Origin of the sequence: Pseudomonas sp. Sample_21 (genome assembly GCF_004307525.1) — a bacterium.
In the GTDB taxonomy this organism is placed as follows: Bacteria; Pseudomonadota; Gammaproteobacteria; order Pseudomonadales; family Pseudomonadaceae; genus Aquipseudomonas; species Aquipseudomonas atacamensis.
This window is the reverse complement of sequence record NZ_RCNZ01000089.1, coordinates 1-21,896: the sequence shown is the minus strand read 5'-3', so window position 1 is coordinate 21,896 and position 21,896 is coordinate 1. Positions and strand designations below refer to the sequence as shown.

The window sequence follows — 21,896 nt, the reverse complement described above, 5'->3', positions numbered from 1 at the left end:
TCTTCGCGAGTAATCGCCATCACCGAAGACCTTGGCTTGCCATTGGGCAGATGCTCGGGGAAGGTCGAACCGCCGTTCTCGCCGGGATGCTGAATCCCGACAAACAGGGTTTTCTGATCCGGCGAGAAGCTGATCCCGGTCACTTCGCAACCCACCGGCCCGACCATGAAACGGCGAATCTCACCGGTCGCAGGATCGGCGCAGAGCATCTGGTTGTTGCCCATCCCGGCGAAGTCGCCAGCGTTGCTCGAGTCGCCGTCGGTGAGAATCCACAGGCGTCCGGCCTTGTCGAAACCCAGACCGTCGGGGCTGTTGAACATGTTCTGCGGGGTGATGTTGGATGAGCCACCCTTCGGCGTCCCGGCATGCACGCCCGGATTGCCGGCGACCACAAACAGATCCCAGGCAAACGTCTTCGAGGCGTGATCGTTGCGGTCGGTACGCCAGCGCAGAATCTGCCCGTAGACGTTCTTCTCGCGCGGGTTTGGACCGCCCACCGGTTGCCCGTCTTCACCGCGCTTGGCGTTGTTGGTCAGAGTGCAATAAACCTGGCCGTCCTTGGGGCTGACGACGATCCACTCCGGACGGTCCATGCGCGTTGCGCCAACCACGCTGGCGGCAAGGCGCGCGTGGATCAGCACTTCGGCCTGATCGGCAAACCCGCTGCTGGCGTCGATGCCGTTCTTGCCGTGTGTCAATTCGATCCACTGGCCCTGGCCTTTCGGGTGATCAGGGTTGCCGTCGCCGGCGTCGAATTTGGCTACATACAACGTGCCGTGATCGAGGATGTCGCGGTTGGCTTTCTGATTGCGATGGTTGATGCGGTCGCGGCTGACGAATTTGTAAATGAACTCGCCACGCTCGTCGTCACCCATGTACACCACAGCGCGACCATCGTCGGTCTCGGCCAGCGCGGCGTTTTCATGTTTGAAGCGGCCCAGCGCGGTGCGTTTGACCGGAGTCGATTGCGGATCGAATGGGTCGATCTCGACCACCCAGCCGTGACGGTTGAGCTCGTTAGGGTTCTTGGCCATGTCGAAGCGCGGGTCGTGCGGGTGCCAGTTGATGTCTTTGCTGCTGGCGACAACGCCGTAGCGCTTTTGCGCGGCATCGAACTGCTGCTGGGCGTTGCTGCTGCCGAAGCAGTCGGTGAAGTTTTCTTCGCAGGTCAGGTAGGTACCCCACGGCGTCTTGCCGTTGGCGCAGTTCTGGAAGGTGCCGAGGACTTTTTTGCCGTGCTTGTCGGCAGCGGTTTTCATCAAGTCGTGGCCGCGGGCCGGACCGCTGATGCGCAGCGGCGAGTTACCGTGAATCCGACGGTTGTAGCGCGAGCCCTGGACGAATTGCCACTGGCCGTTCTTGCGCTGCACTTCGATCACCGACACGCCTTCGCAGGCCAATGCCTTGCGCACGTCTTCAGCCGACTGCGGCATGCCGCCATGCGGATATAGATAGCGATAGTTGGTGTATTCGTTGTTGATCGCCATCAGCGCGCGGTTCTTGTCGTCCGGGAAGGCGAACAGGCTCATGCCGTCATTGTTGTCGCCGAACTGCACTTCCTGTGCGGCAGCGGTGCCGTTACCGCTCGGATCGAAGGCCGGGCCGTTCTTGTGCAACGGCTGGCCCCAACTGATCAGCACCGAAGATTTGTAGCCCTTGGGCAGGCTGATGGCGTCGGTGGTCGCCGCCGGAATGCTCTCGAAACCGAGCAGGCGGCTGTTGCCGGCGCTGACGCTGGCGGCCATGACGCTGCGGCTCAACAGGTTGCCGCCAAGGAACATCGCCGCGCCGCACAAGGCACCGGCGCTGATGAAACCGCGACGGCTGAGGCCGACCATTTTTTCCAGATCAGTGGATTGGTTTTCTTCTAATAGGCTCACATCAGGCTCCCTGCTTGGTTATGGGCAACACCTTAATGCGGGTCGATGACGCTTTTGTGGCAGGGACAAATCAGAGCGGCGTGCCGATCAGCACGTTGGACGGCGCGCATTGCACCTGCACCGCAGACCCCACGGCGAGTTGCTGGTTGCGCAAGTGCAGCGGTTCGGCCAAGGCGCAAAGTGTCTGGCCGTTGGGCAGGGAAATGCGCACCTCGCTGGGACCGTCCTCGGCATCGAGGATGGCTTCGATGGTGCCGCGCAGGACATTGTGTCCGGGCGTGGCCGGCTGATCGGTGCCGAGCAGTTCAAGCCAACCAGCCTTGATCAGCGCCATCACTTCGGTACCGACCTGCAATTCCAGATGCACGGTGCTGTCGTGGGTGATCTGTGCCTCCAGAGCAATGCCTTCTGCCAGTTCGAGGCGGATCAGATCGTTGCGCCCCTGCGGCTGAATGGCCGCGACCGTGCCATGCAGCTGATTGCGCGCGCTGGTCCTGAGCATCAACCGCCCGAGCAGGTCGAGATCACTGGCGTCTTCCGCCGCTTCCAGCACCTGCGCCTGCAATGCCTGCAATTTCTGATACAGGCGCAGCACCCGCTCGCCCTCGCTGGACAGTCTGGCGCCGCCACCACCCTTGCCACCCACCACGCGCTCGACCAAGGGTTTCTGCGCCAGGTTGTTCAACTCATCGATCGCATCCCATGCCGCCTTGTAACTGAGCCCCGCGCTTTTCGCCGCGCGGGTGATCGAGCCCTGCTCGGCAATGTGTTGCAGCAGGGCAATGCGCTGCGGGCGGCGGACGATGTGCTGGGACAGCAGGGTGGGCAGGGACATGGCAGAACGCTTCTGGCTCGGGCGATGAGAGGGACGTTGGCCACTTGCAACGCGCGAGTCAAGCCGAACACACAACCTGTAGGAGTTGAGCTCAGGTACCGGGCTTCGGCGTACGAGCCAGGCAATACACATTAACCCGCGCCGCACCAGCATTCATCAACAACCGCGCCAGTGCCTGAGCGGTCGCGCCCGTGGTCAGAACATCATCCACCAGCGCGAAATGGCGGCCGCTTACCTCTGCATCAGGCGCCAGCGCAAAGGCATTGCGCAAATTGCGTTTGCGCGCCTTGGCGTCGAGATCCTGTTGGGCGTCGGTGTCCATGACTCTCCGCAGCAGCTGTTCTTCACACGGCAAATCCAGCGACACACTCAACCAGCGCGCGAGCATCGCCGCTTGATTGAATCCTCGCCGACGCAGTCGTTTATTCGCCAACGGCACCGGTAGCAACACATCGGGTCGCGGCAAGTCCTCGGCGAAGCGATGCTGCAGGTATTGGCCGAGAACGTCGGCGAGCAGGTGACCAAACGGCCATTTCGCGTTGTGTTTAAACCGTGTAATCAGACTGTCCACGGGGAAGCCATAAACCCAGGGCACGGCAACCTGCTCGAAGGCCGGAGGCTCTAGCAGGCACTCGCCGCAAGTCAGGCCATCCGCCGCCAGCGGCAAAGCGCAGCTCTGACAATGGCTGCCGAGCCAGGGCAATTCGATTTCGCAGGCCTCGCACATTGGCATTTGTGCTTCTGCGGGCTCATCGCACAGCAAACAGGTCTGTACGTTTTTTAAACAGATGTAAACCTGTCCTTGGTATTGCGGTTGACAGCGCATCGCTCTTCCTTAAATATGCCGAACATCCGTGTAGCGCCTGTGGATATTCCATTTTCCCCGGCGCCAGCCAAGCATAACCAAGGAATTGCCCATGAGCGCGAGCACCACTGCCACCCTGCGTCACGATTGGTCTCTGGCCGAAGTCAAAGCACTCTTCGTACAGCCATTCAACGACTTGCTGTTCCAGGCGCAAACGGTGCACCGCGCACATTTCAACGCCAACCGCGTGCAGGTCTCGACACTGCTGTCGATCAAGACGGGCGCCTGCCCGGAAGACTGCAAGTACTGCCCGCAGTCCGGGCACTACAACACCGGTCTGGAAAAAGAAAAACTGATGGAAGTGCAGAAGGTCCTCGAAGAAGCGGCCCGCGCCAAAGCCATTGGTTCGACGCGATTCTGCATGGGCGCGGCGTGGAAACATCCGTCGGCCAAAGACATGCCGTATGTGTTGAAGATGGTTGAAGGGGTGAAAGCCTTGGGCCTGGAAACCTGCATGACCCTCGGACGTCTCGATCAGGAGCAGACCGAGGCGCTGGCCAAGGCCGGTCTCGATTACTACAACCACAACCTCGACACCTCGCCGGAGTTCTACGGCAGCATCATCACCACCCGCACTTACAGCGAACGTCTGCAGACGCTGGCTTACGTGCGTGAGTCGGGGATGAAAATCTGCTCCGGCGGCATTCTCGGCATGGGCGAATCGCTGGACGATCGCGCCAATCTGCTGATCCAGTTGGCCAACCTGCCGGAGCACCCGGAGTCGGTGCCGATCAACATGCTGGTGAAAGTCGCCGGAACGCCGCTGGAAAACGCCGAAGACATCGACCCGTTCGACTTCATCCGCATGCTCGCCGTGGCGCGCATCCTCATGCCGCAATCTCACGTGCGCCTGTCCGCCGGTCGCGAAGCGATGAACGAGCAGATGCAGGCCCTGGCTTTTTTCGCCGGCGCCAACTCGATTTTCTACGGCGACAAATTGCTCACCACCGCCAACCCGCAGGCGGACAAGGACATGCAATTGTTCGCGCGCCTCGGTATCCAGCCGGAGGCTCGCGAAGAGCATTCCGATGAGGTTCATCAGGCTGCGATCGAGCAGGCACTGGTGGAGCAGAAGAGTAGCGAGCAGTTCTACAACGCTGCGGTGTAATAAACCGCGCGGATTGCCCTGAAGGAATGCAAAACCCCTGTGGGAGCGGGCCTGCTCGCAAAAGCGGTTTGGCCGCCAACATCCCTGTTGGATGTGACGCCCATTCGCGAGCAGGCTCGCTCCCACAGGGGATCTGTGTCATTTGAAAATCGAGGCCTGCATGTCATTCGATCTCGCCGCACGCCTTGCTGCCCGCCGTGCCGACAACCTCTATCGGCAGCGCCCGCTGCTCGAATCGCCGCAAGGGCCGGAAGTGGTGGTGGACGGCCAGCCGCTGCTCGCTTTCTGCAACAACGACTATCTGGGCCTGGCCAATCATCCGCAGGTGATCGAAGCCTGGCGCGCCGGCGCTGAACGTTGGGGTGTCGGCGGTGGCGCGTCCCATCTGGTGATCGGCCACAGCAGCCCGCATCACGCGCTGGAAGAAGCACTCGCCGAACTGACCGGACGCCCGCGTGCGCTACTGTTCACCACTGGCTATATGGCCAACCTCGGCGCGGTCACCGCGCTGGTCGGGCAGGGCGATACGGTGCTCGAAGACCGGCTCAATCATGCCTCGTTGCTGGACGCGGGCCTGTTGTCCGGCGCGCGTTTCAATCGCTATCTGCACAACGACGCCGAAAGCCTGGGCAAACGCCTGGAGAAAGCCATTGGCAACACACTGGTGGTGACCGATGGCGTATTCAGCATGGACGGTGACATCGCCGACCTGCCGGCGCTGGCCCGCGCGGCCAAGGCCAAAGGCGCGTGGCTGATGGTCGACGATGCTCACGGCTTCGGCCCGTTGGGCGCCAACGGTGGCGGCATCGTCGAGCATTTCGGCCTGAGCCAGGACGATGTGCCGGTGCTGGTCGGCACTCTCGGTAAAGCCTTCGGCACCGCCGGGGCCTTTGTCGCTGGCAGCGAAGAGTTGATCGAAAGCCTGATCCAGTTCGCCCGCCCGTATATCTACACCACCAGCCAACCACCGGCGCTGGCCTGCGCGACGCTGAAAAGCCTCGAGCTGTTGCGCAGCGAACACTGGCGCCGTGAACACTTGCAGACGCTGATTCGCCAGTTCCGCCACGGCGCCGAGCAGATCGGGCTGGAGCTGATGGACAGCTTCACGCCGATCCAGCCGATCATGATCGGCGATGCCGGCCGCGCGGTGCGGCTGTCGCAAATGCTCCGCGAGCGCGGCTTGATGGTGACCGCGATCCGTCCACCGACCGTGCCGGCCGGCAGCGCGCGGTTGCGCGTGACTCTGACCGCCGCCCACAGCGAGGCGCAGGTGCAACAGTTGCTGGAAGGGCTGGCAGATTGTTTTGCCCGATTGTCATTGGAGCCAAGCCATGCGTAATCGTCTGATTCTGCTGCCCGGCTGGGGCCTCGGCGTGTCGCCGCTGGAACCGCTGGCCGCAGCATTGCGTGGCCTCGACGAACATCTGCAAGTCGAGATTGAACCGCTGCCGGAGCTGGACTCCGCTGACCTTGAAGACTGGCTCGACGAACTCGATGCGCGCATTCCACAGGAAGTCTGGCTCGGTGGCTGGTCGCTGGGCGGCATGCTCGCCTCTGAGTTGGCGGCACGACGCGGTGAGGCGTGCTGCGGGCTGCTCACGCTGGCAAGCAACCCTGCGTTTGTTGCTCATGAACAGTGGCCGAGCGCGATGCCCAGCGAGACTTTCGATGCGTTTCTTGCCGGTTGCCAGGCCGATCCGCGTACCACGCTCAAGCGCTTCGCTCTGCTATGTGCGCAAGGTTCGCCAGATCCGCGTGGCTTGTCGCGGTTGCTGCTCGGTGGCGCGCCAGCCACCGCGCCGGCCGCGCTGATGGCAGGGCTGGAGCTGCTTGCGCAACTGGACACACGCCAGGCGTTGCAGGGGTTTCGCGGGCCGCAGTTTCATCTGTTCGGCGGACAGGATGCGCTGGTCCCGGCGGAAGCGGCCGGTGCATTGTTCGCGCTGTTGCCGGATATCGAAATTGGTCTGATCGAACAGGCCAGCCATGCTTTTCTGCTGGAGGACCCGCACGGAGTCGCGGGCGCGATCCAGGCTTTTCTTCATGAGTGCGCTGATGACTGACCTGTCCCTTGTGCTGCCTGGGGGCTTGCCCGACAAGCGTCAGGTGGCGGCGTCTTTTTCCCGTGCTGCGGCCAGTTACGACAGCGTCGCCGAGTTTCAGCGTGACGTCGGCACGCAGCTGCTTGAGCGTTTGCCTGGGAGTTTCATGCCGTCGCGGTGGCTTGATCTCGGTTGCGGCACCGGCTACTTCACCCGAGCGCTGGCCTCGCGTTTCACCCAGGGCAGCGGTGTCGCGCTGGACATTGCCGAGGGCATGCTCAATCACGCACGGCCGTTGGGTGGCGCTGAGCATTTCATTGCTGGCGATGCCGAACGGCTGCCGTTGCAGGATGCGAGCGTCGATCTGATTTTCTCCAGTCTCGCGGTGCAATGGTGCGCCGACTTCGAGGCGGTGCTCAGCGAAGCCATGCGCGTGCTGAAACCGGGCGGGATTTTTGCGTTTGCTAGTCTCTGTACAGGGACGCTGTTCGAGTTGCGTGACAGTTGGCAGCAGGTCGACGGGTTGGTGCACGTCAATCGCTTCCGCGAGTTCGCCCGCTATGAACAGTTATGTGCCGGCAGTGGCTTGCGCACTGTGACTCTGGAAAATCAGCAGCACGTGTTGCATTACCCGGATGTGCGCAGCCTGACTCACGAGCTGAAGGCGCTGGGTGCACACAATCTGAATCCCGGCCGGCCGGGCGGTTTGACCGGACGGGCGCGGATTCTCGGGCTGATCGACGCGTATGAGCGGTTCCGTCAGGCGTCGGGGCTGCCGGCAACGTATCAGGTGGTGTACGCCGTGTTGGAGAAACCTCTATGAGCGCAGCCTATTTCATCACCGGTACCGACACCGATGTCGGCAAGACCACGGTTGCTGCCGGATTGCTCCATGCGGCGCGGTCGGCAGGCTTGAGCACGGCGGCGGGCAAACCGGTGGCTTCCGGGTGCGACGTCACGCCCAAGGGCTTGCGTAATTCCGATGCCTTGGCGCTGCTGGCCGAATGTTCCTTGCCGCTGACTTATCAACAGGTCAACCCGGTGGCGTTCGAGCCAGCGATCGCTCCGCATCTGGCGGCGCGCGAAGCAGGTGTGGCGCTGACGGTGCAATCGCTGCTGGCGCCGATGCGCGGGATTCTGGCGATGAACGCCGATTTCACCCTGATCGAAGGCGCGGGCGGCTGGCGGGTGCCGTTGGCGGACCAGGACAATCTCTCGGATCTGGCGATTGCGCTGCAGCTGCCGGTGATTCTGGTGGTGGGCGTGAGGCTGGGGTGCATCAGTCATGCGTTGCTGACCGCCGAGGCGATTGCCCGCGACGGTCTGCAATTGGCGGGGTGGGTGGCCAATATTATCGATCCGAAAACTTCGCGGCTGGAGGAAAACCTTGCGACCCTGGCCGAGCGCATTCCCGCGCCGTGCCTGGGCCGGGTGCCTAAACTCAAGGCGTTGAGCGCCGAAGCGGTGGCCGAGCATTTGCAACTGGATTTGCTCGATTAAGTTTCTCGCTATGAACAGGCACTGTGCCATTAGTGTTTTTGACGGGTGTTTTGCTGGCGCGTCTGCTTCAATGGCGAGCATTGATCCTTTGCAGGGATGAGAGTGACGATGGAAATCTCCGGCAACACAGCTTTTTATGCGGGGCTGAGCTCGATTCAGTCCGGGCAGAACCGCGTCGATCAGGCGGCCAGCCAGATCGCCAACAACACTATCGAACGTTCGGTGACCAGCCAGTCGTCCGAAGTGCAGGTCAATCGCCTGCGCGGCGTGGATCGCGCACAAGAATCGGATCTGGCGAGCAATATCGTCGAGCTGTCGCAGGGCAAGATCCAGGCAGAGCTGGGTGTGAAGGTAGCCAAGGCGTCCGACGAGGTGCTCGGGACGATCATCGATACCTTCGCCTGATCGAACTTGTTGTTGACCCCGAAACGCCGCGCCCTGTCGCGGCGTTTTTCGTTTAAGTCCTTCTTGCTCAACTAATCTTTTTACAACGCCCGTGGCTTGAGTGAAGTCGCGGCGATTTCCAGTTTCCGGCATTTGGATAACGTGATGACGAACGGCAAAAGAACGATGCTTGACAAGATTTCGGCGTAAACGTATGTTTCAAACAACTGTTTGACCGTTACAACAACTCAACACGGTCGTTCATTCCCGGTTACATCAGCAGAGGTTTATCGCTATGCCTGACTACAAGGCCCCCTTGCGTGATATTCGCTTCGTTCGTGACGAGCTGCTCGGCTACGAAGCGCACTATCAGAGCCTGCCAGCGTGCGCAGACGCCACGCCGGACATGGTTGACGCCATCCTCGAGGAAGGCGCCAAGTTTTGTGAGCAGGTACTGGCGCCGCTGAACCGCGTGGGCGACATCGAAGGTTGCACCTGGAGCGAGTCCGGCGTGAAAACCCCGACTGGCTTCAAAGAGGCGTACAAGCAATTCGTCGAAGGTGGCTGGCCAAGCCTGGCCCACGACGTTGAGCACGGCGGCCAAGGTCTGCCTGAGTCGCTGGGCCTGGCGGTGAGCGAAATGGTCGGCGAAGCCAACTGGTCGTGGGGCATGTACCCAGGCCTGTCGCACGGTGCGATGAACACCATCTCCGAGCACGGCACCCCTGAGCAGCAGGAAGCCTATCTGACCAAACTGGTCTCCGGCGAATGGACCGGCACCATGTGCCTGACCGAACCGCACTGCGGCACCGACCTGGGCATGCTGCGCACCAAGGCCGAGCCTCAGGCCGACGGTTCCTACAAAGTTTCCGGCACCAAGATCTTCATCTCGGCCGGCGAGCACGACATGGCGGACAACATCGTCCACATCGTACTGGCGCGTCTGCCCGATGCTCCGGCTGGCACCAAAGGCATCTCGCTGTTCATCGTTCCAAAGTTCCTGCCAAACGCCGATGGCACCATTGGCGCGCGCAACGCAGTGAGCTGCGGTTCGCTGGAACACAAGATGGGCATCCACGGCAACGCCACTTGCGTGATGAACTTCGACGGTGCCACCGGTTACCTGATTGGCCCGGCGAACAAAGGCCTGAACTGCATGTTCACCTTTATGAACACCGCCCGTCTCGGTACCGCGCTGCAAGGTCTGGCTCACGCCGAAATCGGCTTCCAGGGCGGTCTGAAATACGCTCGTGATCGCCTGCAAATGCGCTCGCTGACTGGCCCGAAAGCGCCGGACAAAGCCGCTGACCCGATCATCGTCCACCCGGACGTGCGCCGCATGCTGTTGACCATGAAGGCGTTCGCCGAAGGCAACCGCGCGATGGTCTACTTCACTGCGAAGCAGGTCGACATCGTCAAATACGGCGTCGACGAAGAAGAGAAGAAGAAGGCCGACGCACTGCTGGCATTCATGACCCCGATCGCCAAAGCGTTCATGACCGAAGTCGGTTTCGAAGCCGCCAACCACGGCGTGCAGATCTACGGCGGCCACGGCTTCATCGCCGAGTGGGGCATGGAGCAGAACGTTCGCGACAGCCGCATTTCGATGCTGTACGAAGGCACCACCGGCATCCAGGCCCTCGACCTGCTCGGCCGTAAAGTACTGATGACTCAAGGCGAAGCTCTGAAAGGCTTCACCAAGATCGTCCACAAGTTCTGCCAGACCAACGAAGGCAACGAAGCCGTCCAGGAATTCGTCGCGCCACTGGCTGCACTGAACAAGGAATGGGGCGAGCTGACCATGAAGGTCGGTATGGCCGCCATGAAAGACCGCGAAGAAGTCGGCGCGGCCTCCGTGGACTACCTGATGTACTCCGGTTATGCCTGCCTGGCCTACTTCTGGGCGGACATGGCGCGTCTGGCTGCGGAAAAACTGGCTGCCGGCACCAGCGACGAGGCGTTCTACACCGCCAAGCTGCAAACCGCGCGCTTCTACTTCCAGCGCATCCTGCCGCGTACCCGTACGCACGTGGCCACTATGCTTTCGGGTGCTGGCAACCTGATGGACATGAAAGAAGAAGACTTCGCACTGGGCTACTAAGCCTTAACACAGTCTGAGGAAAACCGCTGCTCCCGTTAGGGGGCAGCGGTTTTTTTTGTTTGCGGATCGCTCAGATAGTCGAGCTTCCGGCCGTTACAGAGACCGTGTGTGATCTGGATCACATTGTATGGGCTTGGCCGCACTTTGCAGGCACAATGCCATCTCTTTGCTATGACGGGTCGGAGCTTACCCTTGCCGCGTTCTTCCGCTGTGCGTTTCAGCCATTTCCTGCCATCACTGCTGTTATTGCTTGCGGGGCTGGCGGCTGCGTACGTCAAAGACCTCAGCGTATTCTTCACATCGCTGTTCAACGTCCTGCCGACATTGGTTCTGCTCCTAGGTGGCGCGTATTGCGCGGTGTACCGACGTCAGCGCGAACTGTTTCTGATGCTGACGGTGTACATCGCCTACTTTCTGCTGGACACCCAGACCGATTTCTACCGCGACAACGGCAAGGTCCGCGAAGACGCTGCGGTGGTGTTTCATCTGGTCTGCCTGCTGCTGCCGTTGTTGTTCGGATTATTCGCCGCATGGCAGGAACGTACCCATCTGTTTCAGGACATGGTCGCGCGCTTTGCCGTGCTGCTGGCATTTGGCAGCGTGGCGCTGGGACTGGAGCAAAGTTACCCACAGGCGCTGCTGCTGTGGTTGTCGGAGATCCGCTGGCCGGCGCTGCACGGCGCGTGGATGAGTCTGATCCAGTTGTCCTATCCGGTGTTCATCTCGGCCTTCCTGCTCCTGGCCTGGCAATACTGGCGCAACCCGCGCCCGCTGCACGCGGCGCAACTGGTCGGCTTGCTCGGGGTGTTCTGGATGCTGCCGAAGACCTTCATTCTGCCGTTCACCCTGAACATCATGTGCAGCCAGGTGATGCTGATGATCGCCGCGGCGGTTGCGCATGAGGCCTATCAAATGGCCTTCCGCGACGAGCTCACCGGTCTGCCGGGACGTCGCGCGCTCAACGAACGCATGCAGCGTCTGGGGCGCAACTACGTGCTGGCGATGAGCGACGTCGATCACTTCAAGAAATTCAACGACACCCACGGTCATGATGTCGGTGACCAGGTGCTGCGCCTGGTCGCCAGTAAACTGTCGAAGATCAGCGGTGGCGGTAGGGCGTATCGCTACGGCGGTGAGGAATTTGCCTTGGTCTTTGCAGGCAAAACCCTTGAGGAATGCATGCCGCACCTGGAAGTGATCCGTGAGTCGATCGCCTCCTACAGCATTCAGCTACGCAACCAGGAAAACCGCCCGCAGGATGATCAGCAAGGTCGCCAGCGCCGTAGCGGTTCCGGGGCGTCGGCGGTGTCGGTGACGGTGAGTATCGGCGTCGCCGAACGTGTCGAGCAGCGCACCCCTGAAGAAGTGCTCAAGTCCGCCGACCAGGCGTTGTACAGCGCCAAGGGCGCCGGGCGTAACTGCGTCATGGCATTCGGGCAGAACCGCCGTGGCGCGGTGCGCATGGACGCTGCTGCGGGTTGAGTGATGACGGCGCATTCAGCGCCTGCACGATGATTGCCGCGCGTGGTGGCCAGCAGTAGGTTGGAGGAATCTGCTGACGGAGAAGCCACCATGCCCGAGTACAAAGCTCCCCTGCGCGACATGCGCTTTCTGATCGATCACGTCTTCGACTTCCATACCAACTACGCCAATCTCGGCGCGCATGACGCCAGCCCGGACATGATCAGCGCGATCCTCGAAGAAGGCGCGAAGTTCTGCGAGAACGTGCTGGCCCCGCTCAATCGCAGCGGCGACGAAGAGGGCTGCCATTTCGACAACGGTGTGGTGACAACGCCTACAGGCTTCAAGCAGGCCTTCGCACAATATGTCGAGGGCGGCTGGCACGGTTTGGCGGCTGATCCGGCTTACGGTGGCCAAGGATTGCCGAGCTCGCTGGGACTGGTGATCAGCGAGATGGTCGGCTCCAGCAACACGTCATGGGGCATGTACCCCGGCCTGACCCACGGCGCGATGTCGGCGATCCACGCCCACGGTACCGCCGAGCAGAAAGACACCTACCTGAGCAAACTTACCGCTGGCCAGTGGACCGGCACCATGTGCCTGACCGAAGCCCACTGCGGCACCGATCTGGGCATCATCAAGACCCGCGCGGTGCCACGGGCCGACGGCAGCTACGCGATCACCGGCAGCAAGATTTTCATTTCCGCCGGCGAGCATGACCTGAGCGACAACATCATCCATCTGGTCCTGGCCAAGCTGCCGGACGCACCGGCCGGAACCAAGGGCATTTCCCTGTTTATCGTGCCCAAGTTCCTGCCCGATGCAGCAGGCGAAGCGGGAGAGCGCAATGGCGTTTCCTGTGGCTCGATCGAGCACAAGATGGGCATCAAGGCTTCAGCCACCTGCGTGCTGAACTTCGATGCCGCCACCGGTTACCTGATCGGCGAGCCGAACAAAGGCCTCAACTGCATGTTCACCATGATGAATCACGCGCGGCTCGGCACCGGCATGCAGGGGCTGTGTCTGGGCGAGGCGAGTTTTCAGGGTGCGATCAAGTACGCCAATGACCGCCTGCAGATGCGCGCGCTGACCGGCGCCAAGGCCCCGGAAAAACCTGCCGATCCGATCATCGTCCACCCCGATGTGCGGCGCATGTTGCTGACCATGAAAGCCTTCAACGAAGGCAACCGCGCGCTGACCTATTTCACCGCGCAGATGCTCGATGTCGCGCACCTGAGCAGCGACGCCGAGGCGCGTCAGGAAGCCGAAGACCTGTTGGCGTTCCTCACGCCGATCTGCAAGGCCTTCATGACCGACACCGGGCTGGAAGTGACCAACCACGGCATGCAGGTGTTCGGCGGCCACGGTTTCATTCGTGAGTGGGGCATGGAGCAACTGGTGCGCGATTGCCGGATTGCGCCGATCTACGAAGGCACCAATGGCATTCAAGCGCTCGACCTGCTTGGGCGCAAGGTGCTGGGCAGTCAGGGCAAGCTGCTGCGCGGCTTTACCAAAATCGTCCACAAGTTCTGCGCAACGAACGCCGACCACGCGCAATTGGGCCGCTTCATCGCGCAACTCAACGGGCTCAATCAACAGTGGGGCGACCTGACCATGAAGGTCGGCATGGCCGCCATGAAGAACCCGGACGAAGTCGGCGCCGCATCGGTGGATTACCTGATGTACAGCGGCTACATCATCCTTGGCTACCTGTGGCTGCGCATGGCGTTGGTTGCCCAGACACAGCTGGAGGCGGGCGAGGGTGAGGCTGACTTCCTCAAGGGCAAACTGGCGACGTGCGAGTTCTACTTCAAGCGCTTGTTGCCGCGTACGGCTGCGCATCAGGCAGCGATCGAGGCAGGCAGTGATTGTTTGATGAATATGCCGGCGGAGGCATTTGCTTTGTAGGGCGGATCGAAAGATCGCGGCGATCTTTTGCTGGTGACCAAAAATAACAAATCAGTCACCGGCTGACCCTATGTGTCGCAAAAGTTGTTGAGGTACACTCGGGCTCAGAAAACATCATTCCACGAACCACCTGTTTAGATCTTGCGAGGTTTGCCATGGCTGACTACAAAGCGCCGCTGCGCGATATGCGCTTCGTCCTCAATGAAGTGTTCGAAGTCGCCAAACTCTGGGCCGAGCTGCCGGCGCTGGCCGAGACCGTCGACGCCGAAACCGTTGAAGCGATTCTCGAAGAGGCCGGCAAGGTCACCAGCAAAAGCATCGCGCCACTGAGCCGTGCCGCTGACGAGGAAGGTTGCCATTGGGCGGACGGTGCCGTCACCACGCCGGCCGGTTTCCCACAGGCCTATCAGACTTATGCCGAAGGCGGCTGGGTCGGCGTCGGCGGTGATCCGGCCTACGGCGGCATGGGCATGCCCAAAGCCGTGTCGGCGCAGGTCGAAGAAATGGTCAACTCCGCCAGCCTCGCGTTCGGTCTGTACCCGATGCTGACCGCCGGCGCCTGCCTGTCGATCAATGCGCATGCCAGCGAAGAACTGAAAGCTGCGTACCTGCCGAACATGTACGCCGGCATCTGGGCCGGTTCCATGTGCCTGACCGAGCCGCACGCCGGCACCGATCTGGGGATCATTCGCACCAAAGCCGAACCTCAGGCCGACGGTTCCTACAAGGTCAGCGGCACCAAGATCTTCATCACCGGCGGCGAGCACGACCTCACCGAAAACATCATTCACCTAGTACTGGCCAAGCTGCCGGACGCCCCGGCCGGTCCGAAAGGCATTTCGCTGTTTCTGGTGCCGAAGTTCATGGTCAATGCCGACGGCAGCCTAGGTGCGCGTAACCCGGCCAACTGCGGGTCCATCGAGCACAAGATGGGCATCCAGGCCTCGGCGACCTGCGTGATGAACTTCGACGAAGCCGTCGGCTATCTGGTCGGCGAGCCGAACAAAGGCCTGGCCGCGATGTTCACCATGATGAACTACGAGCGCCTGGGTGTTGGTATTCAAGGCCTGGCCACCGGCGAGCGCTCTTATCAGAACGCTGTTGAATATGCGCGCGATCGTCTGCAGAGCCGTTCGCCGACCGGTGCGCAGAACAAGGACAAAGTCGCTGACCCGATCATCGTCCACCCGGACGTGCGACGCATGCTGCTGACCATGAAAGCCTCGAACGAAGGCGGCCGTGCGTTCTCCACTTACGTGGCGATGCAACTGGACACCGCCAAGTTCAGTGAAGACGCGACCACCCGCAAGCGCGCGGAAGATCTGGTGGCGTTGCTGACGCCGGTGGCGAAAGCCTTCCTGACCGACCTGGGTCTGGAAACCACCGTCCACGGCCAGCAGATTTTCGGCGGCCACGGCTACATCCGCGAGTGGGGCCAGGAGCAACTGGTGCGTGACGTGCGCATCACCCAGATCTACGAAGGCACCAACGGCATTCAGGCGCTGGACCTGGTCGGGCGCAAGATCGTTGGCAGCGGCGGCGCGTTCTACCAGCTGTTCGCTGACGAGATTCGCCATTTCACCGCAACCGCCAGCGCCGATCTGGGCGAGTTCACCAAGCCGTTGAACGATGCCGTCGACACCCTCGACGAGCTGACCGCGTGGCTGCTGGACCGGGCGAAAAACAATCCGAACGAAATCGGCGCGGCCTCGGTCGAATATTTGCAAGCGTTCGGATACACCGCTTACGCCTACATGTGGGCGTTGATGGCCAAAGCCTCGCTGGGCAAGGAAGCGCAAGATGATTTCTATGCGAGCAAGCTGGGCACCGCACGCTTCTATTTCGCCCGTTTGCTGCCGCGTATCCACTCGTTGAGCGCGTCGGTCAAGGCCGGTAGCGAGTCGCTGTTCCTGCTGGATGCGGCGCAGTTCTGATCCTGTAGATGTCATGTAAGCATTTGCTTACGTGACGTGCTGCTGTTCTCCCATATCCGTATATTGGATCCACGGCTAATCTACATTTCATGGACGTCGCGCAGGAAGCGCAAAGTAAACAACACGGACACGTAGGATTCTGCCAGGGTGGCGGAGTGAAATGGATGTCAGGGAAACAGTCTGCAAAGCCCCGCTTCGGCGGGGTTTTCTTTTGCCTGAAGAAAAGTTTCAGGCAAGCGGATCGAGAGCCGGCTTCATTTCGCGATCGATCACCTCTTCAAGCAATGTCCGCAGCAATGCCAACGAGGCCTGCTGGCGTTGCACATCACGGCACACCAGGCCAACTTGCAACGGCACCCGTGGCTCGCTCAGCGGTTTCCACAGCAGATCTTCATCGTCGTATTCCTTTTGCGAACGTCCCGGCAGTACCGTCGCCAGCCGGGTGTGCGGCAGGCTGTCGAGAATCCCCAACATATTGTTCAGCTCGGCCTGCACCTGCGGGCGTCGACCGAGGCTGGTCAGTTGTGCCTGCCAGATCTGCCGAATCTGAAACTCCTCACCGAGCAGCAGCATTGGCAGCTCAGCAGCCTGGCGCATCGAGACTTTCTTGAACTCGCGCAATGGATGGTCTGCCGGGATCACCAGCGTCAGTTCATCTTCGTACAGCAATACGCCGTGCAGACCGGGTTGGCGCGGTGGCAGATAGCTGATGCCGATGTCTAGCGAACCATTGAGCAGACGCCGTTCGATTTCCAGGCCCGTAAGTTCATAGATCTGCACCACCAGATGCGGCTGCGCCTTGCGCACACGCTCGAGCATTTGCGGCACGAGGCTGGTGTGCACCGTTTGCAACACACCGATCGCCAGGGTGCGCAACGCCTGCCCCTTGAAATTGCCCAACGCCTCGCGCGCCCGCTGCAAGCCATCGAGCAGCGGCAACGCGTGGTTGTACAGCGTGTGCGCAGCGAGGGTCGGCAGCAGGCGTTTACTGCTGCGTTCGAACAGGGTGACGTCGAGATTCTGCTCCAGCTGACGGATCTGTTGCGACAGCGCTGGTTGCGAGATCGAGAGGCGCTCAGCCGCACGGCCGACATGGCCTTCTTCGTAGACCGCGACGAAATAACGCAGTTGTTTGAAATCCATAAGTCGTGCTTATCGAAATGGCTGGGAAATCGAAATGGCCTGAAGCCGTTTGCGCGCCTAGTCTAACCGCATTCACAAGGCTTGCAGGGCCAGAAAGCGTGACGAATTCCATTTGCTTCGTTCGTGATTACATAGGCAGTTCAAAAAACCTCAAGCGAGGTTCTTCCGCATGAATCTGTTCAGTTTGCGGCGCCAGACGCCGAGTCTGGATGACCTCTGCTTCGAGGCGGGGCCATCCGCTATGACCGACCATCTCAATGCCCAACGCCTGATACCCAGTGTCGAGCGGCCGCATCAAGTGTTCGTTCGCGGCCAGGGTTCATGGCTGTGGGACAGCAACGATCGCGCCTACCTCGACTTTTCCCAGGCCGGCGGCGCCAACAGCCTTGGCCACAGCCCCACGGCGCTGGTCAAAGCCATCGCCAATCAGGCCCAGGCGCTGATCAATCCCGGCTGCAATCTGCAAAATCGCGGCATGCTCAGCCTCGCCGAACGTCTGTGCGCCAGCACGTCCAGCGATCAGGCCTACCTGCTCAACAGTGGCGCCGAGGCTTGTGAGGCGGCAATCAAACTGGCGCGCAAATGGGGGCAGCTGCATCGCGGCGGTGCCTCGCGGATCATCATGGCGCAGCAGGGTTGCCATGGCCGCAGTCTGGCGACGGTCGATCGAGTGCCATTCAACGACCTGCCGGCGCTGCACGCGGCGGTTGATGCGCAGACCGTGGCAATCATGCTGGAGCCGATCCAAAGCGATGCCGGGGTCATTCCGGCGACCGAGCACTACCTCAAAGGGGTCGAGCGACTGTGTCGTGACCTGGGCATTCTGCTGATTCTCGACGAAGTGCAGACCGGTATGGGTCGCTGCGGCAGCTTGCTTGCCGAACAGTCCTACGGGATTCGCGCCGATATCGTCGTGCTCGGCAAAGGCCTCGGCGGCGGCTTGCCGCTGGCGGCCTTACTGGCGCGAGGCAAGGCCTGCTGTTTCGCCATCGGCGAGCTGAGCGGCACTCATCACGGCAACGCCTTGATCACGGCGGCCGGTCTGGTAGTGCTCGACAGCATCCATGACCGCAGCTTCCTTCAGCAGGTCAACGACAACGGCCAGCACCTGCGCGAAGGCCTGGCGCGACTGGCCCACCGCTACGGCCACGGCGAGTTGCGCGGCCAAGGCCTGTTCCATGGGCTGACGCTGTCCGACGAATGCGCCGACGCCGTCGTCCATGCCGCACTGCACGAAGGCCTGATATTGAACGCCGCGCAGCCTGACTGCCTGCGCTTTACCCCCGCCCTCACTGTCAGCAAAGCCAACATCGACGAAATGCTCCTGCGCTTGGGCCGCGCCTTCTCGCGAGTGCGCACCGCCCAGTTGCAATGCCGCAAGGGCATTGCCGTCTGAGCTGAGCAGCTCCAACCGATTACCCGAACCGTCTCGCGGTATAACGCACGCCCCACGCCTGATTCTTTTGGCGTGGGGCGTTTTTTTGTGGCCGGGTTTTACAGACGGGATTTAGAGCTTGAGGGATCGTACCGCGGATGGTCTTTTAGAGAATACCAGCAAGGGATGCGGCTACGGGCTGATCGGTATCACCGAAAAAGCCGTTTTGCGATCTGTACCACTAGGTGGTATGTTTTTGGAAGGGATACCTATGCCATTGAGGCTGTTCAAGACCAGGCGCTTCGCCCTTCAGGCCAGCAGGGCGTGGATCACAGATGAAGAGTTGCAGGAGGCGTTTCACCAGATGCTTCAGGGACAGGCGGACGATCTTGGCGGAGGCGTGTGGAAGAAGCGCTTGAAGGCGAACCGCCACCGTTCGATTGTTTTGGCAAAAGGTGGACATTACTGGATCTACCAAGTGCTTTTCGCCAAGCAGGATCAAAGCAATATCACGCCAACAGAATTGAAGGATTTACGTAAATTGGCAAAGGTTTATGCGCAACTGACCGAAGCGCAGATCAGCGACTTGTTGGCGATGAAGGAGTTTGTGGAGATATGTCATGAGTAAGAAATTCAAAAGTGAAGTCTTTGAATCGATACACGAATCAGCCGGGGCGTTGCTTGCTGTCGGAGCAATCAACAAAGCAACGATGCGAGAATTCGATGACTCCTGTCTGGCATCGGTTCCCTTGGCGATCCCGGCTGAGGAGATCAAGGCGCTACGCGAGCGTAACAAGGTCAGCCAGCCGGTGTTTGCACGCTATCTCAACACCAGTGCATCCACGGTCAAACAATGGGAATCGGGTGACAAACATCCCAGCGGTATGGCGCTCAAACTACTGAGCATCGTACAAAAACACGGGTTGAAAATTCTCGCTTGAGCCTGACGCAGCTATTGCACTGAACCCTGACGAACGGCGCAGGTCGATTAGCTTGTATGGCTCAAGTGAGCCAACCCCCATTCAGGAGCTGCCCCATGGATTTCATTCGTATCATCATCGCTATTCTGTTGCCGCCACTGGGCGTGTTTCTGCAGGTCGGGTTTGGCGGGGCGTTCTGGCTGAACATTCTGCTGACGTTGTGCGGCTACATTCCGGGGATCGTGCATGCGGTGTATATCATCGCCAAGCGTTGAGTTCAGTGGCGTCTGATCAATAGCTATCGCGGGCAAGCCCGCTCCCACAGTGTTATGAGTGATGACAATTTTTGTGTACACCAAATAACCTGTGGGAGCGGGCTTGCCCGCGATTGGAGCGACGCAGTCTCAAAGTGAGGGCTCAGTCAGTCAGCCCCATCACCCGCCGATAAAACGTCCACTCCTGCTCCAGTGCATGCGCCTGGTTGGCCGCGCGACGAAAGCCGTGGCGTTCGTCAGGGTAGTAATGCGCCTCGACCGGGATGCCGTTGTGCTCCAGCGCCGCGACCATGTCGCGGGTCTGTTGCGGCACGACCACCGCGTCCAGTTCACCCTGGAAGAAAATCACCGGCACGCGAATATTGTCTGCGTGCAGCAATGGCGTGCGGGCGGCATAGCGTTCGGCATCTCGCTCGGGATCGCCGATCAGCCAGTCCAGATAATCGCCCTCGAACTTGTGCGTGGCCCGTGCCAAAGCCACCGGATCGCTGACGCCATAGAGGCTGGCGCCTGCGCGGAAAACCTGCCTGAACGCCAGTGCGCACAATGTGGTGTAACCACCTGCACTGCCACCGCGAATGAACGCGCGGTCGCCATCGATCAAACCTTGGTCAGCGAGATAACTCACCACCGCGCAGGCATCCTCGACATCCACCTCGCCCCAGCGCAAATGCAGCGCTTGCCGATATTCGCGACCATAGCCACTGCTGCCGCGATAGTTGAGGTCGGCGACGGCAAAGCCGCGCTGCGTCCAGTACTGGATGCGCGGATCGAGGATCGGATAGCACGCCGACGTCGGGCCGCCGTGGATAAACACTACCAGCGGCGGTTTCGCTTCACCGCTCATGGCCGGGTAAAAGAAACCGTGTGCCTCGCCGGAGCCGCTCGGATAACGCAAGGTCTGCGGACGGCTGATGCGTTCGGCAGGCAATGGAGCCACGCCGCCAGCGAGGATTTTCGCTGCATGAGAGACACGATCAATGGCAATCACTGCTGACGGGCTCACCGGCGTTGCGGCAATGCAATAGATGAACTGTTGATCCATCGCCAGGTGGCGGAAGCGGCTGTAGTCGCCGCTGAAATCTTCATCGCCAAGGGCCAGGCGACCGAAACCGGCCTCGGTCCAACTGGCTAAATAATGATCGCCGACAGGCAGCCAAGTGCAGCCGCCAAGCTGCCACGGCGCCGGCGCGTGATCGGCCTCGGCACTCGGTAGCGCGTGCAAGCCATCGGACGTTTCGACCCACGGCTGCCAGTAGCCGCCACGATCTGTCAGGCAGTAGAGCCGGCCGTCGGCGTCGAAACGCGGCTGCTGGATCGACTCCTCGATCTGCTCGCCGGCAATACAACGAGGCGCAGAAAAATCACCGTCCGCGACCATCAACCGCGTCGAGGTCCACGGCTGATGCGGTCGGCTCCACTCGATCCACGCCAGCCGCCGGCCGTCCGGGCTCAGCGTTGGCGACGCATAGAAATCCGCACCTTCGGCCAGCACCTGTCGCGTACCGCTCGCCAGATCGATCGCCACCAGGCGATGTCGATCCTGCTGCTCTTCGACCGCCAACACCCGGCCAGCGGCGAATTGCAGATCGCCGTAGCGGCAGTCAGTCGACGTCAGCGCGACCGGCTCGCCATCCAGCGCCTGCCGATACATCTGCTGATCCGCTTCATTGACGAAAACCACCCCGTCAGGCGTCAGACAAAACGCACCACCGCCATATTCGTACACGCGGCTACGCACGCTGAAGCCGTCCGGCGTCAGACGTTTCGCCACGCCATCGCGGCAATGCCAGATTCGGCACGCGGCATCCTCGGGGCGATATTCATTCCAGAACACGCCATGGGCGCCGAGCTGCAGTTCGGCGAAGTCGGTTCCGGCGGCGACGGCTTGGGCGGCGCTGAAAGGCTCAGCCCTTGGCGATGAGGCGTGAGTTTCGTTCATTGCGAAAGGCCAGTTGTTCGATGGTTTGAGTGGCGGTCTCGGCTTCTTCGCGGGCCTTGAGGATCACGCCGTGATGTTCGGACTTGCTGCACACCGGGTCGGCATTACTGGCGTCGCCGGTGAGCATGAACGCCTGGCAGCGGCAGCCGCCGAAGTCTTTTTCTTTCTCGTCGCAAGAGCGGCATGGCTCGGGCATCCAGTCGTAACCGCGAAAACGGTTGAA

General features: G+C 61.0%; 19 protein-coding genes and 1 pseudogene. 14 read left to right on the top strand and 6 right to left on the bottom strand.

Annotated features, from left to right (window positions below):
- The 3 genes from D8U71_RS16795 to D8U71_RS16785 form a co-directional block, all read right to left on the bottom strand.
- Positions 1-1,880: PhoX family phosphatase (locus D8U71_RS16795; RefSeq protein WP_130888303.1), on the bottom strand; the 1,880-nt coding region annotated here is incomplete at its 3' end.
- 70 nt (positions 1,881-1,950) lie between these two features.
- Entirely contained in the window at positions 1,951-2,715 is a 765-nt protein-coding gene (locus D8U71_RS16790) for a TOBE domain-containing protein (RefSeq protein ID WP_130888260.1), read from the bottom strand.
- 91 nt (positions 2,716-2,806) lie between these two features.
- On the bottom strand, positions 2,807-3,541 hold the full coding sequence (locus D8U71_RS16785) for a ComF family protein (protein WP_130888259.1): 735 nt from the start codon (positions 3,539-3,541) through the stop codon (positions 2,807-2,809).
- Between the two features lie 91 nt (positions 3,542-3,632).
- Between D8U71_RS16785 and bioB the strand changes: the two genes are divergently transcribed.
- The 10 genes from bioB (at position 3,633) to D8U71_RS16735 (ending at position 16,018) form a co-directional block, all read left to right on the top strand.
- Complete coding sequence (bioB, locus tag D8U71_RS16780) at positions 3,633-4,688, top strand: biotin synthase BioB (protein ID WP_016772860.1); 1,056 nt, start codon at positions 3,633-3,635, stop codon at positions 4,686-4,688.
- A 160-nt stretch (positions 4,689-4,848) separates the two neighbouring features.
- Positions 4,849-6,027 carry an 8-amino-7-oxononanoate synthase gene (bioF, locus tag D8U71_RS16775; protein ID WP_130888258.1) on the top strand — a complete coding sequence of 393 codons (1,179 nt, stop codon included), beginning with the start codon at positions 4,849-4,851 and terminating at the stop codon, positions 6,025-6,027.
- The gene (locus D8U71_RS16770; protein WP_130888257.1) at positions 6,020-6,751 is read left to right on the top strand and encodes an alpha/beta fold hydrolase; all 732 of its coding nucleotides are present in this window, start codon (positions 6,020-6,022) and stop codon (positions 6,749-6,751) included. Before bioF ends, D8U71_RS16770 begins: the two co-directional genes overlap by 8 nt.
- On the top strand, positions 6,744-7,553 hold the full coding sequence (gene bioC, locus D8U71_RS16765; protein ID WP_130888256.1) for a malonyl-ACP O-methyltransferase BioC: 810 nt from the start codon (positions 6,744-6,746) through the stop codon (positions 7,551-7,553). Before D8U71_RS16770 ends, bioC begins: the two co-directional genes overlap by 8 nt.
- Positions 7,550-8,230: a dethiobiotin synthase gene (gene bioD, locus D8U71_RS16760; protein ID WP_122506069.1), complete on the top strand. Its 681-nt coding sequence runs from the start codon at positions 7,550-7,552 to the stop codon at positions 8,228-8,230. The genes bioC and bioD overlap by 4 nt, the downstream gene beginning before the upstream one ends.
- 108 nt (positions 8,231-8,338) lie before the next feature.
- On the top strand, positions 8,339-8,635 hold the full coding sequence (locus tag D8U71_RS16755) for a hypothetical protein (protein ID WP_016772865.1): 297 nt from the start codon (positions 8,339-8,341) through the stop codon (positions 8,633-8,635).
- A gap of 274 nt (positions 8,636-8,909) precedes the next feature.
- Positions 8,910-10,715, top strand: coding sequence for a phenylacyl-CoA dehydrogenase (locus D8U71_RS16750; protein WP_024014564.1), 1,806 nt, complete (start codon positions 8,910-8,912; stop codon positions 10,713-10,715).
- 192 nt (positions 10,716-10,907) lie between these two features.
- Complete coding sequence (locus D8U71_RS16745) at positions 10,908-12,197, top strand: GGDEF domain-containing protein (RefSeq protein WP_039757672.1); 1,290 nt, start codon at positions 10,908-10,910, stop codon at positions 12,195-12,197.
- A gap of 90 nt (positions 12,198-12,287) precedes the next feature.
- Complete coding sequence (locus D8U71_RS16740; protein WP_130888255.1) at positions 12,288-14,084, top strand: acyl-CoA dehydrogenase C-terminal domain-containing protein; 1,797 nt, start codon at positions 12,288-12,290, stop codon at positions 14,082-14,084.
- A gap of 155 nt (positions 14,085-14,239) precedes the next feature.
- Positions 14,240-16,018, top strand: a complete 1,779-nt coding sequence (locus D8U71_RS16735) for an acyl-CoA dehydrogenase C-terminal domain-containing protein (protein WP_016772869.1) — start codon at positions 14,240-14,242, stop codon at positions 16,016-16,018.
- Positions 16,019-16,246: 228 nt separating this feature from the next.
- Here the strand turns inward: D8U71_RS16735 and D8U71_RS16730 are convergent, their stop codons facing one another.
- The gene (locus D8U71_RS16730) at positions 16,247-17,161 is read right to left on the bottom strand and encodes a LysR family transcriptional regulator (RefSeq protein WP_130888254.1); all 915 of its coding nucleotides are present in this window, start codon (positions 17,159-17,161) and stop codon (positions 16,247-16,249) included.
- 169 nt (positions 17,162-17,330) lie between these two features.
- Here D8U71_RS16730 and D8U71_RS16725 point away from each other — a divergent pair, with 169 nt between their 5' ends.
- The 4 genes from D8U71_RS16725 (at position 17,331) to D8U71_RS16710 (ending at position 19,731) form a co-directional block, all read left to right on the top strand.
- Positions 17,331-18,557 (top strand): aminotransferase class III-fold pyridoxal phosphate-dependent enzyme, encoded by a 1,227-nt coding sequence (locus D8U71_RS16725; protein ID WP_130888253.1) that lies wholly within the window; start codon positions 17,331-17,333, stop codon positions 18,555-18,557.
- Positions 18,558-18,807: 250 nt separating this feature from the next.
- The gene (locus D8U71_RS16720) at positions 18,808-19,164 is read left to right on the top strand and encodes a type II toxin-antitoxin system RelE/ParE family toxin (protein WP_123443830.1); all 357 of its coding nucleotides are present in this window, start codon (positions 18,808-18,810) and stop codon (positions 19,162-19,164) included.
- Positions 19,157-19,477: a DNA-binding transcriptional regulator gene (locus D8U71_RS16715; protein WP_039757682.1), complete on the top strand. Its 321-nt coding sequence runs from the start codon at positions 19,157-19,159 to the stop codon at positions 19,475-19,477. Before D8U71_RS16720 ends, D8U71_RS16715 begins: the two co-directional genes overlap by 8 nt.
- Positions 19,478-19,572: 95 nt before the next feature.
- On the top strand, positions 19,573-19,731 hold the full coding sequence (locus D8U71_RS16710) for a YqaE/Pmp3 family membrane protein (RefSeq protein ID WP_003228885.1): 159 nt from the start codon (positions 19,573-19,575) through the stop codon (positions 19,729-19,731).
- Between the two features lie 142 nt (positions 19,732-19,873).
- On the opposite strand, the gene D8U71_RS16705 is transcribed toward D8U71_RS16710, so the two are convergent.
- Together D8U71_RS16705 and D8U71_RS16700 are read right to left on the bottom strand one after the other, a co-directional pair.
- A complete protein-coding gene (locus tag D8U71_RS16705; RefSeq protein ID WP_130888252.1) occupies positions 19,874-21,673 on the bottom strand; it encodes a S9 family peptidase in 1,800 nt (599 codons plus the stop codon).
- A pseudogene (locus D8U71_RS16700) lies at positions 21,639-21,896 on the bottom strand (pyrroloquinoline quinone biosynthesis protein PqqE); the annotation flags it as partial. The gene D8U71_RS16705 and the pseudogene D8U71_RS16700, both read right to left, overlap by 35 nt.

Coding starts and splice junctions, on each gene's coding strand:
- D8U71_RS16790 (WP_130888260.1), bottom strand. CDS start 2,715: ATGTCCCTGCCCACCCTGCTGTCCCAGCACATCGTCCGCCGCCCGCAG.
- D8U71_RS16785 (WP_130888259.1), bottom strand. CDS start 3,541: ATGCGCTGTCAACCGCAATACCAAGGACAGGTTTACATCTGTTTAAAA.
- bioB (WP_016772860.1), top strand. CDS start 3,633: ATGAGCGCGAGCACCACTGCCACCCTGCGTCACGATTGGTCTCTGGCC.
- bioF (WP_130888258.1), top strand. CDS start 4,849: ATGTCATTCGATCTCGCCGCACGCCTTGCTGCCCGCCGTGCCGACAAC.
- D8U71_RS16770 (WP_130888257.1), top strand. CDS start 6,020: ATGCGTAATCGTCTGATTCTGCTGCCCGGCTGGGGCCTCGGCGTGTCG.
- bioC (WP_130888256.1), top strand. CDS start 6,744: ATGACTGACCTGTCCCTTGTGCTGCCTGGGGGCTTGCCCGACAAGCGT.
- bioD (WP_122506069.1), top strand. CDS start 7,550: ATGAGCGCAGCCTATTTCATCACCGGTACCGACACCGATGTCGGCAAG.
- D8U71_RS16755 (WP_016772865.1), top strand. CDS start 8,339: ATGGAAATCTCCGGCAACACAGCTTTTTATGCGGGGCTGAGCTCGATT.
- D8U71_RS16750 (WP_024014564.1), top strand. CDS start 8,910: ATGCCTGACTACAAGGCCCCCTTGCGTGATATTCGCTTCGTTCGTGAC.
- D8U71_RS16740 (WP_130888255.1), top strand. CDS start 12,288: ATGCCCGAGTACAAAGCTCCCCTGCGCGACATGCGCTTTCTGATCGAT.
- D8U71_RS16735 (WP_016772869.1), top strand. CDS start 14,240: ATGGCTGACTACAAAGCGCCGCTGCGCGATATGCGCTTCGTCCTCAAT.
- D8U71_RS16730 (WP_130888254.1), bottom strand. CDS start 17,161: ATGGATTTCAAACAACTGCGTTATTTCGTCGCGGTCTACGAAGAAGGC.
- D8U71_RS16725 (WP_130888253.1), top strand. CDS start 17,331: ATGAATCTGTTCAGTTTGCGGCGCCAGACGCCGAGTCTGGATGACCTC.
- D8U71_RS16720 (WP_123443830.1), top strand. CDS start 18,808: ATGCCATTGAGGCTGTTCAAGACCAGGCGCTTCGCCCTTCAGGCCAGC.
- D8U71_RS16715 (WP_039757682.1), top strand. CDS start 19,157: ATGAGTAAGAAATTCAAAAGTGAAGTCTTTGAATCGATACACGAATCA.
- D8U71_RS16710 (WP_003228885.1), top strand. CDS start 19,573: ATGGATTTCATTCGTATCATCATCGCTATTCTGTTGCCGCCACTGGGC.
- D8U71_RS16705 (WP_130888252.1), bottom strand. CDS start 21,673: ATGAACGAAACTCACGCCTCATCGCCAAGGGCTGAGCCTTTCAGCGCC.